We start from the raw sequence: 18,661 nt of genomic DNA on the forward strand, positions 1-18,661 counted from the left end.
ACCGTGATGACCAAACTTGGAAACGACTTCGAAGACTTCAAAACCTGGGACAAGGAAAATTACTTCCATCCGTGGGAAGGACTGGAAGTCCAAGGCGCCGGAAAAGCCGACAGGACGTTCAGCGAATATGCCGAAGGCATCTATGTATACGACGAGCATGGCAACAAGGTGATCGACGGCCCCGGCGGCATGTGGTGCATGCAGCTCGGCTACGGCAACACTGAAATTGCCGATGCAATGGCGGCGCAAGCCCGCAAGATGGCCTATTGTTCGCCCTTCAGCGAGGCAACATCGGTGAGCGCAGAATTCGCCCACGCCATTGCCCAGCTTGCACCGGGCGACCTCAACCGGGTCTATTTCACAACCGGCGGCTCAACGGCAGTAGACACCGCTATCCGCTTTGTCCACTTCCGCAATAATCTGCTGGGCAAGCCGTCCAAGAAGCGCATCATCACCCGGGCGCATGCCTATCACGGCGGCACCTACCTGACCGCCTCGCTCAGCGGCAAACCGAGCGAACGCCAGTGGTTCGACACCGACCAGTCCATCCCGCATTTCCTGCCTGACGTGAATGCCTTCCGCCGCCCCGCGGGCATGAGCATCGAAGACTTCCTCGAAGAAAAGGTGGCGGATCTGGAAAACGCAATTCTGGACCTGGGCGCGGATAACGTTGCCGCCTTCATCGCCGAACCGGTGTTGGGCTCCGGTGGCGTGATCGTACCGCCCACAGGCTACCACAAACGCTGCCTGGAGATATGCCGCAAACATGACGTCCTTTACATTTCGGACGAGGTCGTCACCGGCTTTGGCAGGCTTGGCTACTGGTTCGCTTCCGAGGAACTCTTCGGTGTCACTCCGGATATTATCACCTGCGCCAAAGGTTTGACTTCGGGCTATGCACCGATGGGGGCCGCGATCTTCTCCGACCGTCTGTTCAAGGACATCGAGGGTGATATCTCCAGGGACGTCTATTTCACCAGTGGCTACACTTATTCCGGACACCCGGTTTGTGCCGCCGCCGGTCTCAAAAACATTGAGATTTTTGAGCGCGACGGCATTCTGGAGCACGTCCGCAACGTGACCCCGCATTTCCAGAAGCGCCTGAGTCAAATGTTGGAGCTACCTCTGATTGTGGATGTGCGTGGAATGGGGTTGGTGGGCTGCATTGAATGCTCGCTGACCCGCGACGGCCAAGCCAGTACCGAGATTGATGCGAGCATTGGTGCCGTCATTGACGCTCGCTGCCAGGAACTGGGTCTGATGGTCCGCCCCTATGGCAACATGGCGATTTTCTCACCTCCACTGGTGATCACCGAGGCACAGATCGACGACATGTTCGACATGCTTACCGAAGGCGTCGAGCACGCTACTCAGGAATTGCTGGGTCAGGGGCTCGAACTGGAACAGGAGCGGGCCTGAGGTCCGCACCCCAAGAAAAAACGTAACCCCATCACGGGAGGAAACCATGAATACCAAGCTGACAACCAGCCTTATGGCCGGGGCCGCGATTATCTGGGGCATCGCCGCTGCGGCAGAGGGCGAACTGGTGATCTATAACTGGAGCGACTATCTCGACCCTGCGATCATCGAAGCCTTTGAAGCGGAAACCGGAATCGACGTCACTTATGACACCTATGATTCCAACGCGATGCTGGAAACCAAAGTGCTGGCGGGAAGTTCCGGGTATGACATCATAGTACCCTCCTCCACTGGCACCGCCCGGCTAATCTCGGCTGGAGTTTTACAGAAGATCGACAAGTCCAAGATTCCGAACCTGGAACATGTCTGGCCCAAGATCGCCGGGCTGATCGAGACCTTCGACCCCGGCAACGAATACCTGGTACCTTACAACTGGTGGACCTTCGGCATTGCATATAACACCGACAAGCTGGCGGAGCGTCTGGGCGAAGACCATCCCAAATCCTGGGATCTACTGTTTGATCCCGAGATTTCCGGCAAGCTGACTGACTGCAGTGTAATGATCGCCGATTCCCCGATCGACGTGATTGGTGCCGCGCTGATCGACATGGGCTACAACCCGAATACTAGCGACAAGGACCAGATTGCGGCAGCCGGAGCGCATATCGGCGCAATCCGTGACAATATCGCCCAGATTTCGACCGATGGCATGATCGGAGCGCTGTCTGATGGCGACGCCTGCCTCGGCTTGACCTGGAGCGGTGATGCCTACTGGGCTGCGGACGGCGCTAAAGAGGCCAGCAATGGCGTCAACCTGGAATACATCATCCCGGAAGAAGGCACGCTGCTGGATTTTGATGGCCTCGCCATTTTGGCCGATGCCAAAAACGTGGACGAGGCCCACGCCTTCCTGAACTACCTGATGCAGCCCTCGGTGTCGGCCCAGAATGCCAACTTCATCCGCTACGGCAGCGCCAACTTCACCGCCCAGGCTGAGATAGACCCGGAACTGACAAGCAACCCCGCCGTCTATCCGACCGAAGAGACGATGGAGATGCTGAATACCCCTGTGTTGCAGGACCGAAAGACCGAGCGGCTTTACACCCGCACATGGTCGAAAGTCCGTACCGGCGAGTGACCTGACGCACGGCTTTCGGGCCGCGTATCCTTAGCTCTGCCTCGGCACCCGCCCGGTCCGCGGCAGAGACCAGCGACAGAGGAACCTGCAGCAATGAACCTCTTTGATCCGGCCCATGCCGCCCACGCCGAACCTGCCAGTCCGGAGGAACAGCCCCGGACACCATTGATCCGCTTCGAGAATGTGACCAAGTCCTTTGGTGGCTTCACTGCAATCTCGGATCTGAACCTGGACATTCGGAAACGCGAGTTTTTCTCGCTCCTCGGCCCCTCCGGCTGCGGCAAGACCACGATGATGCGTTTGCTGGCGGGTTTCGAAGACGCAACTTCGGGCCGCATTCTGCTGGATGGGCAGGATCTTACAGGTATCCCGGCAAACCGGCGGCCGATCAATATGATGTTCCAGTCCTACGCGTTGTTTCCACATATGTCGGTGGCCAAGAACATCGGCTTCGGTCTCAAGCAGGAACGCTGGAAGAAGCACGACATTCAGGACCGTGTGGATGAGATGCTTGCGCTGGTACAGCTCGAAGGGTTTGCAGACCGCAAGCCGCACCAATTGTCTGGCGGACAGATGCAACGGGTGGCCTTGGCGCGCTCTTTGGCCAAGAAACCCAAAGTGCTGCTGTTGGACGAGCCGCTGGGCGCGCTCGACAAAAAGCTGCGCGAGGAAACACAGTTTCAGCTGATGGACGTTCAGGACCGGCTGGGCCTTACCTTCATAATCGTCACTCATGATCAGGAAGAGGCAATGACCGTTTCCTCTCGTATCGCCGTCATGAAGGCAGGCAAGCTCTTGCAGACCGACACGCCCGCGCGGATATATGAACACCCTGCATCCAGCTATGTTGCTGACTTCATTGGTAATGTGAACCTGTTGGATATCGAGCTGTCGGGCATGGAGGGAGAACTGGCGATAGCCCGTTGGGACGGCGGCACCCAACTGGTATTCCGCCCACAGCCCGGTGATGTTCTGACGCCCGGTGCTCGCAAGATCTTGGTGCTGCGCCCCGAGAAAATCCACCTCACCAAGGACCAACCGGCAGCAGCGCACAACGTGAACATGGTCGAGGGTACAGTCGAAGAAATTTCCTATACCGGCAGCGCCTCAACCTTTCTGGTTCGGCTTGACGGAGGCCTTCTGATCCGTGCGCAGGAAGCCAACCGGTTGCTGACCTCACGGCGCGAGATCGACTGGAACGATAGGGTCTGGCTCAGCTGGCGCGCAGGTGCCTGCGTGCTGGTCGATGCGTGAGGGCAGGATCATGATTACATCACGACGCCTGCTTATCCTCGTGCCCTACCTGTGGTTAACGCTTTTTTTCCTGGTGCCCTTCCTGATCGTCATCAAGATTTCCCTGTCGGATTCCGTCACCGCCAGTCCGCCCTATGCCCCCACCTTCAGCCTGGATGAGGGGCTTGCCGGGCTGCGTGCATCCTTCGCGGAGCTTGATTTCGAGAATTTCCTCTGGCTGGCCGAGGACGGCATCTACCTCAAGGCCTACCTCAACAGCGTCAAGGTCGCCGGCATCGCAACCCTCCTCGCCCTGCTGATCGGCTACCCGGTTGCCTATGCCATGGCCAAGGCTCCGCAGGAATGGCGCAAGACGCTCCTGCTACTGGTAATCCTGCCGTTCTGGACCAGCTTCCTGATCCGCATCTATGCTTGGATCGGCATTCTCAAGAACGAGGGGTTCCTGAACCTCACCCTGATGAAGCTCGGCCTCATCGACCAGCCGCTGGCCATCATCCACACCGAAATCGCGGTCTATATCGGCATCGTCTATTCCTACCTGCCGTTCATGATCCTGCCGCTATACGCCTCACTGGAGCGGATTGACGGCCGTCTGCTGGAAGCGGCCGAAGACCTCGGCTGCAGTGCATTTGCAGCATTTCGCCAGATCACTTTGCCGCTATCGCTGCCAGGGGTGATCGCGGGCTGTTTTCTGGTCTTCATTCCCGCAATCGGCGAATTCGTTATCCCGGATCTTCTGGGCGGATCCGGAACACTGATGATCGGCAAGACCCTGTGGCTCGAGTTCTTCTCCAACCGCGACTGGGGCATCGCTGCGGCCGTGGCCATCGTGCTGCTTACTATCCTGATAGTGCCGATCGTACTGTTTCAACGCCATCAGCAGAAACATCAGGAGGAATTGGGATGATCCGCCGCTTCAACTTGTTCAACCTGACATCGCTGACCTTAGGCTTTGTGTTCCTCTACCTGCCGTTGCTGCTGGTGGTGATCTATTCCTTCAATGACTCGCGCCTCGTTACCGTCTGGGGCGGCTTCAGCACCAAATGGTATGGTATCGTGCTGAACAATGAAGCTTACCTTGAAGCGGCCTGGAGTACGCTCCGCATCGCCTTTGTCTCTTCGACGCTTGCCACAATCCTGGGCACCCTCAGCGCCATTGTCATGGTACGTATGGGTCGTTTTCCGGGACGCACGTTATTATCCGGCATGATCTTCGCCCCTCTGGTGATGCCCGAGGTAGTGACAGGCCTGTCGCTTCTGTTGCTGTTTGTTGCCATTGGTCTCGACCGTGGGTTTTGGACCATCACCATCGCTCACGCGACCTTTTCCATGTGCTATGCTTCAGTGGTGGTCACCTCCCGGCTGTCAAGTTTTGACAGGTCGCTGGAGGATGCAGCCCTGGACCTGGGTTGCACTCCGTTTTCCGCCTTCCGTCAGGTGACCCTTCCGGTAATCGCGCCTGCGGTGATCTCGGCCTGGCTGTTGTCATTCACTCTGTCACTCGATGACCTGGTGATCGCCACCTTTACCTCAGGACCCGGATCCACCACCTTGCCGATGAAGCTCTATTCCTCTGTCCGGCTTGGTGTCTCGCCCGAGATCAATGCTCTTTCGACCATGCTGATAGGCGTCGTCGCCACCGGTGTCATCGCCGCGTCGCTCATCAACCGCCGACAAGAACGTCGCCAGAAACAGGAAACCCGCGCAGCAATGGCCGCCGCGTGACCTTCCCTCCAACCAGATCGGAAACGACAATGCAGTACAACATGTCCCAGTTCTATATCGGCGGCAACTGGACCACACCCTGCGGCAACAGCACTGCTGAAGTGATCAACCCTGCCACCGAACAGTCTCTCGGCCATCTCGCACTTGGCAAGGAAGCCGACGTCGATGCCGCGGTTGCTGCAGCCAAGGCTGCGCTGCCCGCCTTTGCCGCCACCAGCCGGGAGAATCGAATCGCGCTCCTTGAAAGAGTGCTGGAGGTCTACACCGCCCGCGTTGATGATTTTGCACAGGCCATCTCATTGGAGATGGGTGCCCCGATCTCCATGTCGCGTGAGATGCAGGCCCAGGTGGGCATCGACCATCTGGAAGCCATTATTGCTGACCTGAAAGCAATTGATTTTGAAGAGAGGCTGACCAATGGCGACACGCTGGTGCGGATGCCGGTAGGCGTTTGCGGGCTGATCACCCCATGGAACTGGCCAATCAACCAAATCGTGCTGAAAGTCGGGCCCGCGTTGGCGGCGGGCTGCACAATGGTTCTGAAACCCTCGGAACTGACACCGCTTTCCGCGGTTCTTTATGCTGAAGTACTGCATGAGGCTGGTGTACCTGCGGGTGTATTCAACCTGGTTCACGGCGAAGGCCCAGTGGTTGGTGCTGCGCTGTCACGCCACCCGGATGTCGCCATGATATCATTCACCGGGTCGACCCGCGGCGGTGTCGCGGTGACTCGGGACGCGGCGGAAACGGTCAAGAAGGTGGCACTGGAACTGGGTGGCAAGTCCCCGAACCTGATCTTTGCCGATTGCGATCTGGAAACTGCTGTCGCCGAGGGTATCGAAGCCTGTTTCATTAATACTGGTCAGAGTTGCGATGCTGCCACCCGGATGTTGGTAGAATACACCGTCTATGACCGCGCAGTGGAACTGGCGCAGGTGAAATGCGAGCGAATGACCGTCGGCAACCCCGCTGAACCGGGCGATCACATGGGGCCGCTGTCCAGCGCGCAGCAATATACCCGCGTGCAGGAGATGATAGAGGCCGGTATTGCCGAAGGCGCGCGGCTGGTCGCCGGCGGACTTGGCAAGCCTGAAGGATTTGAGACTGGCTACTATGCCCGTCCCACCGTTTTTGCCGATGTAAACAATGCAATGCGCATTGCACAGGAGGAAATCTTCGGCCCAGTACTGGTAATGGTCCCCTTCGACAACGAGGCGGAAGCTATCGCCATTGCCAATGATACGCCTTACGGCCTTTCTGCCTATGTGCAAACCGGCGACAGTGACCGCGCGGCCCGCGTCGCACGCGCCCTGCACGCGGGTATGGTCAATGTGAACGGTGCCTTCCTTGGCGCGGGCTCTCCTTTCGGTGGGATCAAGAGGTCGGGCGTCGGGCGAGAGGGCGGCCGTGAAGGTATTCTCGAATATCTTGAAACCAAGGTGATCGCAGCGCTCTGAAGGGGCGCCGCCGGAACGGACCAACGCCATGCCAAATCTTCACCGCATCTACGACGCCCACGCCTATGACACCGAGACACCGATTGGCAGCTATTGGGAGGCTACGATGCCTGCCACGCCTGCCTTTCCGGCGCTGGACGGGGATCGGCGCGCGGGCGTGGCCATTATCGGTGCTGGCTACACCGGTCTCAGCACGGCTCTGCATCTCGCCCGCGACTACGGCGAGGCGCCGCTTGTAATCGAGGCCGCCCAGCCCGGCTGGGGGGCATCAGGGCGTAATGCCGGCTTCTGCGGCTTCGGCGGCGCCAAACTGGCAGATAGCGCGATCATCAGCCGCTTCGGCGAGGATGACCTGCGCTCTTTCTACAGCGCCCAGAAAGAGGCCGTCGCCCTGGTCCGAGATCTCACCTCCAGCGGTGGCATTGAGGCAGAGGCCCAGGTTGACGGAGAATACTGCCTGGCCCACAACGCCTCAGCCGCGCGTGCACTACCAGAGGTGGCGGAGGGTCTGCGCCGCTATGCCGGGGTTGATTGCCCGATTCTGTCAGCACAGGAGATGCAACAGGAAGGCTTGCACGGCGACGGTTTCCACGGTGGTTTTCTGCTGCCCCAAGGCTTCGGCTTGAACCCAGGCAAGTATGCTGCTGGTCTGGCCCGTCTAGCACAGCAGGCCGGCGCTGTGATTCACGGCAGCACCCCTGCGCTTTCGGTGCATGAAGAGCCGGGCGGGATTTACATCATCGAAACGCCTACCGGCAGGATTAAGGCTGATCGTCTCATCGTCGCCTGCAACGGCTACAGCAGCGACAACCTTCCGGACTGGCTGCGGGGGCGCTACTTGCCGGTGGTGTCACATATCATGGTCACGCGGCCATTGACCGAACTGGAAAAACAGACCCAGGGGTGGACGACCCGGCGCATCGCATACGACACCCGTAACCTCCTGCACTACTTTCGCCTGCTGCCGGACAACCGTGTGCTGTTTGGAATGCGCGGCACCAGCAACATCACAGCTGGCTCAATGCAGCGGATGCGGCGTCAGATCCGCCACGAATTCGAGGCCATGTTCCCGGCGCTGATCTGCGCGGAAACTGAGTTTCACTGGAGCGGTCTGGTCTGTCTCACCAGAGGCCTTATTCCTTATGCCGGGCAGATCGGAAACTGGCGACGCGCCTGGACCGGGTTTGGCTATCACGGCGGCGGTGTTGCAATGGCGACCTATACCGGGCGGTTGCTGGCAGGAATTGCGGCTGGCAAGCCCTACAAATCACCTTTGCCTTCGCTCATGCAACAACAGCCTGCGGCAATCCCTTTCCCCAGACTTCGCCGCCACAGCCTGCCGCTTGCATACACGTTTTACGGAATGAGGGATCTGGGTTGGTAGTTCCGGAAATTCCAATTTTGACAAATAGCCCAAACCAAACACGTCCTGTCCGCAAAGGGGCAGGGTATTGCCATTCGCTGTGATTTCAACCGTCGGCAGTTGAATTCAGAAACCGCGCTTTGCAAAGCTGCGAGAACGGCCCTTAAGAGACATTCACCACACACCACTGCTTCTGCGGCTGCAGCCCGCATTGTTGACATTCGCCGCGAGCGCAGAACTGTAAACAGATCAAACTTACATTCCGCGGGACAACTCCGCCGTTGCCGCTCCTGGAACCAACGGCTGCATTGTACGCTTTGCGTTGGCAGCGAAAAACAGCACGGGCGTATTTCGTTGAAAAACTCTTGCTTGATCGTGAGGTAAGTCGCTGATTCAATTCCGGTATGGATTGCGAGAAAAAGCGATGATGGGACCGAAGAAGGATGCTCAGGCGGCGTTGTTCTACGAATTCTCGCTTGAGCATCATGTTGCCCAAGATCACCTGCTGCGCGCGATTGATCGGTTTGTTGATCTGGCCAGTACGCCAGCGCATCTCGCCGACTTCCACAGCCACGCTGGCCGCCCATAGGTTGATCCGGAGCTGCTGATACTCATGCTTCTGTTTGGGTATTGCTTCGGCATTCGGTCAGAACGCCGATTGTGCGAAGAGGTGCATTTGAACCTGGCGTATCGCTGGTTTTGTCGTCTTGATCTGAACGACCGGGTGCCAGATCACTCAACATTTTCCAAGAACCGGCATGGCCGGTTCCGTGAGAGTGAGCCGCTGCGTCATCTGTTCAAGACGACTGTTGCGCGTTGCATCGCGGAAGGTTTGGTTAGCGGCCAGCGTCTGGCAATTGATGCCATCCTGATAGAGGCGGACTCTAACGAACAGAACTCGACGCCGAAGGAAGATTGGGACGCCTCCGACATCGACCCGACCGATGCCCCTCGCGCCGTTAGCGAGTATCTGGACACGTTAGATGAAGCCGCATTCGGTGCCGCCAGCGAGGTGCAACGAAAGTTCACCTCTCATTCTGATCCGGCCAGCCAGTGAACGGCGGCCCGTAAAGGCCCAGCATTCTTTAGCCATTCCGACTACTATCTGATCGACACCGATCACGGGGTCATCGTCGATGTGGAAGTCACACGGTCCATCCGACAAGCTGAAGTCGGATCAACCAAAACCATGCTGGACCGGGTAGAGGACAAGTTCGACCTGCATCCAGAATGGCTGATCGCCGACACCGCTTATGACACCGGGCCACTTCTTGGATGGCTGGTCGACCGCAAGATCGCGCCGCACATTCCTGTCTTTGATAAATCCGGGCGCAACGACGGTACCTGGACGCGCGCCGACTTCGAATGGGATGCTGAAAATGGTCAGTACATCTGCCCAGCAGGCCACGCGCTCAGGCAGTTTCGCCGCAAATAAGCTAAGATCTTTCCTGCACCGCAGCAAACGCGCAAAGCCTGACCAGAAAGGCGCTCGCGCTCTGTTCAGCGCCTCACTTTCTGCGCCGGCAACACGTTGCTTTTCAACAGAATCGGCGGATACCGGTCCTTCGCTGCATTTGCGAAAAAATTGAAATCCGATGTCGAAAGCTGACATTCAGATCATAGGAATTATGAGCAGTTTGCCGTAACTCCTCAATACGGCTTCGAGCAGCACCTTCCTTTCAAATACCCTCTCAATCAAGCGACAGAATTTAAACCTCCCGATCGCGTGCCTGTTCGCATTGGTCAGCCGGAGAATGAGTAGTTCCGAATTCAATAGACCTTCATTTGTGTCGGCTGGTGGAAGCACTGCAAGTGTTGGGCAGCCGTCTGGTAACACAAGTGTAAGGGATTTTTTTGAGGTCGCAGAGAAATGCGCCTGGAGAAGAAACCGCAAATACATCTCCAGCTATAGGTTCAAAATCCGCCCGGAAATGTGCGGTACTCTTAACGCAAATCACTGAATAGCTCTCAGGGTTTAGGCCGATATGAGTAAAATGTGCACGATCCAGACATTGATTGCGTAGGCTTGTGACAACAAGATCGATTTCGGCCTCTTGCCCAACTAACCGTAGCGCCGCCGTCTTACCAAGCGTTGCGACACCACCCCCATACATTTCTCCGGTATAGCGGCAAGTGCCGTCACTCAAAGCCAGAACCTCAAACTCTGCTATGACTGGAATCTGGCCAGCCAAATCGAACTTTGCGCCAATTGCCAATTCGACCAAGGCGCCCTCTCCAACCTCATGGGCTTGCCTTGCGCTTTGCGGATCATGGAACAAACCCATCAAGACACTCTTTGTTCCACCCTCAATCAGTGCTGCCAACAGTCCCGTGGTATCAGACGTCCCGCCTGCACCGGCGTTGTCCTGAACATCTGCGAGAACAATGGGTTTCTTCCGCCTTTGACGACATGTCGATACGGCTTCCTCCAGAGACAGCATCGAACAATCGAGGTCGGCTTCCCGGGACATAAACAAGGAGACGATTTCTTCTGCGGCAGCGACGGCTTTCTCGGCTGTGGATGCGTAGACAACGCAAGACGGGCCGGTGTCGGGGAAATCCGCTGCTGTAAATCCAAGAGCAATTTCGGCCAAGATTTCCTGCTGCTCAAATCTGGCCGGCATTTGATAAATTTCGTTGAACAACGCGGATCCGGTATGCTGCGAATGCAGGGGAATGAGATAAGGCACCGGTTGGAACGCCTTGGAAAGTGTTTCACCCGCTATTAAACGCTGCAGTACGGTTACGCAACGGGCGCCCGTTTCCGCCATATCCAAGTGAGGATAAGTCCTAAAAATCGAAAAATAGTCGGCGTATTCAACCATTTCAGCAGAGATGTTGGCATGCAGGTCCAAACTTGCGACCACTGGAATATTGGAGGCCACAGTTTCTCGCACACGACGTAATAACTCTCCTTCACCATCTGCAAAACTATCGGTGACCATTGCCCCGTGGAGGTCAAGATAAACGCCGTCAATGTGGCCCGCATCTTTGAGCCCGTCCAACAGCATCCCGCAAATCGTTTCAAAAGCATGATCGGTCACATGTGCGGACGGCTCGGCGGCGCACCACAGGATTGGAACGACTTCAAACCCTGCTGCTACTGCGGTCTTGGCAAAACCTGCGATCGGAAGGTTCATGCCAGTTGTTTCCGAAACCACCTGCGTTCCATACAACATACCGGGCCAGGAATCCGCCATTTCAAATTCGTGCAGACCGGCTTGCGTCACACCAAAACAATTGGTTTCATGCTGAAACCCTGCGATCGCAACACGCTTGAAGGTCATTATGTGTGCTCGATTTCTTGCTCGGCACCCGTGGCGGCAAATACACTTTGACCGTTGCGAATTGTTTCGAGCACTTGTGTATCGGTCAGGCGCTCCGGCGCGTGCAGTGGATTGCGCGAAAGAACCACGAAATCAGCGACTTTCCCCGTTTCGATGGAGCCGCGCTGATCTTCCTTGAAAACCTGCCAAGCGGCGTCGATGGTTTGGGCGCGCAAAGCTGATTGAACGCTGATTTTCTGGTCCTCACCCAGTACGCGGCCTGAAACAGTTTTCCGATTTACCGAACAATGGGCCAAGTGGATTGGACGTGTTGGCGTGACCGAGGCATCGTTGTGGATCGTATATCGCACGCCATACCGTTCAGCTGAGGCCGCTGGTGATATCCGCTCGGACCGCTCGGGCCCCAAGAAGGTGTCATAGTGGCGATCCCCCCAAAAAAAGACATGAGCGGGAAAGAAGCTGACTGTTATTCCAAGCTGAGCCATACGCTCTAACTGATCATCCCGCAGGGCCTGACCGTGGATAATGGTGTGACGATGATCTTGGCGTGGGTGCACTAGAAGCGCCTTTTCCACCGCATCTATGAACATCTCTGCGCCGGCATCGCCATTGCAGTGGCAATGAATCTGTAAGCCTTTGCCATGGAGCTTACTGACGTCGGCATCCAATTGCTCTTGCGAGGTGTATACCATTCCAGAAGGGTGATCCGGGTTGGTCGGCTTGAAATACGGGGCAGACAGATACGCGGTTTGCAACTGAAATGCCCCATCAGTGAACAGTTTGCGTGGACCCAGAGTGAAGTGCGAGTTTCCCGGCCAGTTCGTGCCGATCCAGTTGGCAGACAACTCAGGCTCCAGACTTCCGACAGGTAAGAGTTCTATGTCAATTCCCGGGTCCTGATCGGCAGAAAGGCTGGCAAAGTGATCCAACATGGTTTGCGAAGCCCAGGCATTTTGGGCATAAGTCACCCCATGGGCGAGGTATTCGTCACGACAGGCGTCAAAGCCTTGCCAGAACCTTTCGCGGTCAATCAGGAAGTCAGTATCGCCCATCTCTCCCATGGCCGATAACCCTTCTATCAATCCCGTCAGGGCTCCGGTTTTGGGATCACGGCCAAAGCGACCACCCTCTGGATCAGGTGTTTGACGATTTACCCCGCGCCTCTCGAGCGCCAGAGAATTTGCCGCGCCATTGTGTCCCGATGCGTGAATCACCCAGATTGGATGCCGTTGTGAAACTTCATCCAACTCAGCCCGTGTCGGCATTCGACCCTCGAGAATGGACGTATTGTCGAACGAAACCCCCATGACCCATTCACCCTCGGGCGTTGCGTCGGCCTTCTCTCGCAGCCTGTCCAGCGCCTGCGACATTTCCCTGCAATCCCCTAGAGGAGGCGACGACAGGTCGACTCGGAACAACCGGATAAACCCGGGATCTGGGAAATGCCCGTGCGGGTCGATAAATGCAGGCATCAGAGTACGACCCTGAAGGTTGTACTCCTGAGAATCCGCCGTCATGCGTGCGCGCAGATCAGCCTCGGCACCCACCGCCTGAATTCTGTTTCCTTCGGTCAGAACTGCCTCTGGCGATGAGTTCTGTTCATCCATCGTCAGGATTGTACCGTTGAAATAGAGTGTGCTTGGCATCGGTTTTCCTGCTACGACAGCGGGGCTAGACAACGCAGCCCGTGGCCACCGTCCACTTCCCATTCCGGGGTCTGGGTGCAGATGCCCTGGGCAAAGGGGCAACGCTCGCGGAATTCACACCCCGAGGGGCGTTTAAGCAAGCTGGGTGGTTCCCCTTTGAGGGCGATCCGTTCCAATCGCGCATCCGGATCTGGTTCCGGGTTGGCGCTTAGAAGGCAACGGGTATAAGGATGGCGCGGGTCGTTGAAGATTGTCTCGGTTGGACCTTCTTCGACCAATCGGCCAAGATACATGATCCCCATTCTGTCAGCCACATGACGCACGACGCTGAGGTTATGGGTGATGATCACCATCGCCAGCCCCAGCCGTTCGCGCAGATCGTTGAGCAGGTTCAGTAACTCACCCTGCACCGACACATCGAGACCGGCAGTCGGCTCATCCGCAAGGATCAGCTTGGGTTCCAACGCCAACGCGCGTGCGACGCCCACACGCCGTGCCTGACCTCCTGATAGCTGATACGGATAGCGATCTGCAAAATGCGTCGGCAGGTTCACCATTTCCAACAGGCGTCTAGCCTCGGCATCCAGATCGCGGTCTTTCATGCCCTGAATACGATAGGGTTCGGTGATCAGGCTGCGGATGGTCAGGCGTGGCGAGAGGCTTCCGACTGGATCCTGAAACATCATTGCCATGTCTTTGCGCAACGGACGCATGACACTTTCCGGGGCGCCACGAATTTCCTGACCCTCAAAAGTGACCGAGCCGTCTTGCGCAGGCGCAAGACCGGCAATGGCGCGTATCACGGTCGTTTTGCCAGAACCACTTTCACCGACCAGCGCGTAGGTCTCGCCGGGTTTTACGGTAAAGCTCACACCTGCCAGCACATTGACCGGCCCGTAGCTGGTGTGCAGGTCCACAACGTTCAGCAAGCTCATGTTGTGGCCTCCTCATGGTTCAGCCAGCACGCGGCGTGGTGGCCTTGTTTCAGTTGATCCAGTGGGGGTACTTCGGTGGCGCAACGGGGCATGGCCTGATCGCAGCGGTCGCGGAAGATACAGCCCCCCGGCAGGTTGGCCAGATCGGGCACTTCGCCTGGAATAGTTGGCAAAACGCGGGCGCGCTCTTTGATGTGACCGGGGTCACACTCGATCAGTCGACGCGTGTAGGGGTGTTTGGGATTGTGGAAAATCTCACGCACCTCTCCGCTTTCGACAACCGCACCGGCATACATCACCACCACCCGGTCGCAGAGTTCTGCGATCACGCCCAAATGATGCGAGATGAACAGGATGGCACAGTGAAACTCGCGCTGCAGTTCTTGCAGACGCTCAATGATCTGCACCTCAAGCGTCGCATCCAGCGCGGTGGTCGGTTCATCCGCGATCAAAAGATCAGGCTCGGACATCAAGGCCATCGCGATGGCGATCCGCTGACGCATCCCGCCAGAAAACTCATGCGGATACTGTTTCAGACGCGCCTCGGGATCGGGAATACCAACAGCACCCAGCATTTTGGCCGCGTGGGCCAGCTTATCAGCCTTTGACTGTTTGGAGCGGTGCTGAATGTCCAGCATCTGCTGCCCGATGGTCAGAACCGGATTATGGGTTTGCATCGGATCCTGAAAGACAATTGAAATGTCTGCCCCGCGAAGATCGCGCATATGACGCTCGGAAGCCTGCAACAGATCCTGCCCTTTGAACCTGATCTCTCCCTCACGGAACCGCGTATTGGGCGCGGTCAGCCGTAGGATGGATGAAATCAGGGTGGATTTGCCACAACCAGATTCCCCGACAATGCCAACGATTTCACCTTTGTTGACGTCGAATGTGATATCCCTCAGGGCTTTGAGATAGCCCCGCCCTGTTTCGTAATCGACGCTGAGGTGGTCGATTTCCAGAAGTGTATCGGTCATCGCTGTTTCCTCAGTTTCGGATCAACCACGTCGCGCAGGCTTTCGCCCAGGAACGTGAACCCAAGTGTTGCCAGAATGATCGGCAGGCCCCCGCCAACCACCAGCCAAGGGGTTTGACGGATCAAGGAATAGCCATCCTTCAGTAAGGCACCCCAACTAGGTGTGGGGGGTTTTACACCCAGTCCCAGAAAGGACAGTCCGGCCTCAAGCGCGATGACTGTAGGGATATCCATGGCTGCCAGCACTGCCAGAACGCCGATGATATTGGGCAGCATATGAACGCCCAATATGCGCGCCATGCTCGCCCCCATCGACCGCTCGGCCAGAATGAACTCGGAATTGCGCAGCGTCAGTGTCTGCGTCCGTGCAACGCGCCCATAGGTCGGGATCGAAGTTGCCATGACCACGAACACCACTGTCTGCAGGCTGGGCCCGACCAGCGCAACTACGGCCAGCGCGAACATTACGGTCGGAAAGGATCGAATGGTATCGAAGAACAGCATCAGTAAGTTGTCGAGCCATTTCGGCCCATACCCGGCTATCATGCCCAGCGTCAGACCAATCGCCATTGCGCCGAACACGGCCGGCAATGCCACCTTGAGCGCAACCTGACCCCCTGCAATCACCCGCGAAAACGTATCGCGCCCAAGTTGGTCGGTCCCCAGAAGGTGTGCAGCGGATGGTCCTTGCATGCGCGATTTAATATCCATGGCAATCGGGTCGTAGGGCACGATCCAGGCTGCGAATATTGCGCAGAACACGATGATGCCGACGATGATCAAGCCCATTAGGCCAAGCGGGTCGCGGGCGACCCCGATGATGATCTGACCCAATTCGGAACGAGATTTTTCCATCACTTTCCCCCCTCAATGAGCCGTACGTGCACGTGGATCGAGCAACGCGTTGATCAAATCTGCCAACGCGGTCGAAACCACAAACAACGCGGTGGATATGAGGACTGAGCCCATAACAATCGGGTAGTTTCGGGTCGTAATGCTATCGATGACCAGTTTACCCAGCCCCGGCCGGGCAAAAACGATTTCGGCAAAGACGGCCGAGCTGAGAAGAAAGCCCATCCCAACGCCGATCACGGTAACCACCGGCAGAATGGCGATGCGAAGCGCGTAAACCATGACCACGCGACGTTCGGCGATACCAAAAGCCCGGGCCGTACGCACATGGCTTTCGCCCATAACCTCCAGCATCGATGCCCGCACCAGACGGGCAATATAGCCGACCCAGCTGAGCCCGATCGCGAAAGCCGGCAGAACCAGATGGTTTAGGCGGTCCCAAAAACCTTCTCCCGCCCCGATGGCGGGAAACCATTGCAGATGGACGGCGAAAATCAAAAGCGACAAAAGCGCGACAACAAAAGCCGGAGCAGCGACAAAGCTGACAGATATCGCAGCAGCGATCCGATCAATCAAAGTATTGGGATGCGCCGCCGCATAAGCACCAAGGGCAATGCCCAGGCTTGCGGACCAAAGGATCGACGCAAAGATCAGCTCCAGCGTGAATGGCAATTGCTGGAACACGATGTCAGTCACGGACCGGCCCGAGAAAACATCGGTTCCAAGGTCACCCTGCAAAAGATTCCCATAGAAAATCAAAAGCTGTTTCCAGATCGGTTGATCCAGTCCCAGCGCCGCGGTGAGTTGGGCCTGAAGTTCGGGCGTGGCACGCGGGCCCAGCATGATCTGGACCGGATCGCCAGGCACGGCGCGGATCATCAGGAACATGACGGTGACCGCCACGAACAGGATAAGCAGCGACAGCCCGAAGCGACGGGTTGCGAAATTCAGCATGGCCAACTGGCTCCTTGTGGCTTGGTGGCGTTGTTTTTGGTACGGCGAGCATTACGCGCCCGCCGTACCTGGTCGACCTGGGGAGTTCAGGTCGCCTTGCCGAAATACCGAAGCAGGGACAGGCCATCTGGCCGCAATGCCGGAATGACGCGTGCGCTGTGAATGACCGGTGTCGCCTCGTGGGTAATAAATCGATAAGCACCGCTTTCTTCCATCAGGTCCTGAGCGCGCTGATACATTTCTGCCCGTTTTGCGATATCCGTTTCCGCAGCCGCAGTTTCATGAATTTCATTGAATTCAGGGCTGTTGAAGCGTTCCCAGTTCCATTTTCCGATCTGTTCGGGCGTGAACCACGACGTCGCATAATACGGGTCCGGAGTCATCGAATAGCGGTTCAGAACAAGCTGCAGGTTCTCATTGTCACCCGACGCCCAGAATGCCCCGGATTCCAGAACGTTCACCTCAACCGTGATCCCGATCTGCGCCAGCGTTGCCTGAATGATCTGAGCGGTTGTGGTGAAGGTCGTCTTGTTCAGCGTATCGAGGGTCAGCGTAACATTGGTCTCACCGGATTCTGCAAGCAACTGCGCCGCTTTCTCGAAATTCGCCTCAGGCGGCACCATCGAAGACGGCCGGTGACCGGCAAGGCCCGGTGCAATGATGCCGGTCGAAGGTTCCGCAGCACCAAAATATGCAGCCTCGAGAATGCTGGGTACATCCACCGCGTGCTGAATCGCCTGCCGCAGCTTCTGGTTCTGCAGCTTCGGATGCTCGACATTCATGCCCATCCAGACATAATAAAGCGAGGGTTTCTCAACCAATGATCCACCATTGGGAACCCCGGCGCGATACCGCTCGACCGAGCCTAGCGACACACGGGTTACATCCAGCTCGCCCGCCTCAAACGCGATCTCGGCGGTGTTTTCGTCGTCGATCGGATAGATTTCGACGGTATCCCAGGTGGGTGCGTCCCCTTTCCAGTCGGGATTGCGCTTGAGAACTGTCTTTTCCTTGGGGGACCAACTGTCCCGCAGGTAGGGGCCGGACTCTGCCACCGGATCAGCGCCGATCCGGCCACCAGCAGCTTCGACCGCCGCTTTCGACACAATGTTTCCGGTAATGTAAGGTAGGGCAATCGACCAGATCGGTGCGAACGGTTCATTCAGAACGATCGTCCCCTCGCGTTCACCGGTTACCTCAACATGGCTGAAGGGACCCAGGTCGGGTTTGTTCGGACTGTCGGTCGCGTCGTCCACGACCCGTTCCATGCTGAATTTAACATCCTCGGCAGTCATGGCGCCAAAACCGTTGGTGAACCCGATGTCGTCTCGCAATGCGAACTTGATGTGGGTCGGATCAACCTGTTCGATCATCGTTGCCGCATCCAGCTGCCAACCCCATTCCTCGCCTGGCTTATACTGGATCAGCTTGTTGTAGATGGAGGCATGAACCTCTTCTTCAACAACACCAACGGAATGGGCTGGATCCATATTCTGTGCATCACCATAAGCCCGCACCCGCAGAACACCGTCATCTGCCGCAAATGCGCGGTTTGCCCATCCCATCGGAAGAGCTGTGGCCGCCCCAAGCGCGGTTGCGCCTTTCAAAAACTTCCTGCGGCCAACATTGGCCTTTGTCCATTCGATCTTCATAAT

General features: G+C 57.1%; 14 protein-coding genes and 1 pseudogene. 8 read left to right on the top strand and 7 right to left on the bottom strand.

Features of this window, described 5'->3' with window-relative positions:
* Positions 1 to 6 precede the first annotated feature (6 nt).
* The 8 genes and pseudogenes from ACR0IM_RS20550 to ACR0IM_RS20585 all read left to right on the top strand — a co-directional run.
* Positions 7 to 1,419: an aminotransferase gene (locus tag ACR0IM_RS20550; protein WP_480683074.1), complete on the top strand. Its 1,413-nt coding sequence runs from the start codon at positions 7 to 9 to the stop codon at positions 1,417 to 1,419.
* 46 nt (positions 1,420 to 1,465) lie between these two features.
* A complete protein-coding gene (locus ACR0IM_RS20555) occupies positions 1,466 to 2,557 on the top strand; it encodes an extracellular solute-binding protein (protein ID WP_480683075.1) in 1,092 nt (363 codons plus the stop codon).
* A gap of 93 nt (positions 2,558 to 2,650) precedes the next feature.
* Complete coding sequence (locus tag ACR0IM_RS20560) at positions 2,651 to 3,811, top strand: ABC transporter ATP-binding protein (RefSeq protein WP_480683076.1); 1,161 nt, start codon at positions 2,651 to 2,653, stop codon at positions 3,809 to 3,811.
* Positions 3,812 to 3,821: 10 nt separating this feature from the next.
* On the top strand, positions 3,822 to 4,718 hold the full coding sequence (locus ACR0IM_RS20565) for an ABC transporter permease subunit (RefSeq protein WP_480683077.1): 897 nt from the start codon (positions 3,822 to 3,824) through the stop codon (positions 4,716 to 4,718).
* The gene (locus ACR0IM_RS20570) at positions 4,715 to 5,536 is read left to right on the top strand and encodes an ABC transporter permease (RefSeq protein WP_480683078.1); all 822 of its coding nucleotides are present in this window, start codon (positions 4,715 to 4,717) and stop codon (positions 5,534 to 5,536) included. The genes ACR0IM_RS20565 and ACR0IM_RS20570 overlap by 4 nt, the downstream gene beginning before the upstream one ends.
* Positions 5,537 to 5,565: 29 nt before the next feature.
* On the top strand, positions 5,566 to 6,993 hold the full coding sequence (locus ACR0IM_RS20575) for an aldehyde dehydrogenase family protein (RefSeq protein WP_480683079.1): 1,428 nt from the start codon (positions 5,566 to 5,568) through the stop codon (positions 6,991 to 6,993).
* 28 nt (positions 6,994 to 7,021) lie between these two features.
* Positions 7,022 to 8,377 carry an NAD(P)/FAD-dependent oxidoreductase gene (locus tag ACR0IM_RS20580; RefSeq protein ID WP_480683080.1) on the top strand — a complete coding sequence of 452 codons (1,356 nt, stop codon included), beginning with the start codon at positions 7,022 to 7,024 and terminating at the stop codon, positions 8,375 to 8,377.
* Between the two features lie 403 nt (positions 8,378 to 8,780).
* A pseudogene (locus tag ACR0IM_RS20585) lies at positions 8,781 to 9,785 on the top strand (IS1182 family transposase); the annotation flags it as partial.
* A 352-nt stretch (positions 9,786 to 10,137) separates the two neighbouring features.
* Here the strand turns inward: ACR0IM_RS20585 and ACR0IM_RS20590 are convergent.
* The 7 genes from ACR0IM_RS20590 to ACR0IM_RS20620 form a co-directional block, all read right to left on the bottom strand.
* A complete protein-coding gene (locus ACR0IM_RS20590) occupies positions 10,138 to 11,643 on the bottom strand; it encodes a M81 family metallopeptidase (RefSeq protein WP_480683081.1) in 1,506 nt (501 codons plus the stop codon).
* Positions 11,643 to 13,289 (bottom strand): amidohydrolase, encoded by a 1,647-nt coding sequence (locus ACR0IM_RS20595; RefSeq protein WP_480683082.1) that lies wholly within the window; start codon positions 13,287 to 13,289, stop codon positions 11,643 to 11,645. The genes ACR0IM_RS20590 and ACR0IM_RS20595 overlap by 1 nt, the downstream gene beginning before the upstream one ends.
* A gap of 11 nt (positions 13,290 to 13,300) precedes the next feature.
* The gene (locus tag ACR0IM_RS20600) at positions 13,301 to 14,224 is read right to left on the bottom strand and encodes an oligopeptide/dipeptide ABC transporter ATP-binding protein (RefSeq protein ID WP_480683083.1); all 924 of its coding nucleotides are present in this window, start codon (positions 14,222 to 14,224) and stop codon (positions 13,301 to 13,303) included.
* Entirely contained in the window at positions 14,221 to 15,201 is a 981-nt protein-coding gene (locus tag ACR0IM_RS20605; protein WP_480683084.1) for an ABC transporter ATP-binding protein, read from the bottom strand. The genes ACR0IM_RS20600 and ACR0IM_RS20605 overlap by 4 nt, the downstream gene beginning before the upstream one ends.
* Positions 15,198 to 16,055 (bottom strand): ABC transporter permease, encoded by an 858-nt coding sequence (locus tag ACR0IM_RS20610; RefSeq protein ID WP_480683085.1) that lies wholly within the window; start codon positions 16,053 to 16,055, stop codon positions 15,198 to 15,200. The genes ACR0IM_RS20605 and ACR0IM_RS20610 overlap by 4 nt, the downstream gene beginning before the upstream one ends.
* A gap of 12 nt (positions 16,056 to 16,067) precedes the next feature.
* A complete protein-coding gene (locus ACR0IM_RS20615) occupies positions 16,068 to 17,006 on the bottom strand; it encodes an ABC transporter permease (protein WP_480595226.1) in 939 nt (312 codons plus the stop codon).
* A gap of 86 nt (positions 17,007 to 17,092) precedes the next feature.
* Positions 17,093 to 18,658 (bottom strand): ABC transporter substrate-binding protein, encoded by a 1,566-nt coding sequence (locus tag ACR0IM_RS20620; protein ID WP_480683086.1) that lies wholly within the window; start codon positions 18,656 to 18,658, stop codon positions 17,093 to 17,095.
* Between the last annotated feature and the right edge of the window lie 3 nt (positions 18,659 to 18,661).

It is taken from the genome of Ruegeria sp. BF6 (assembly GCF_056538665.1).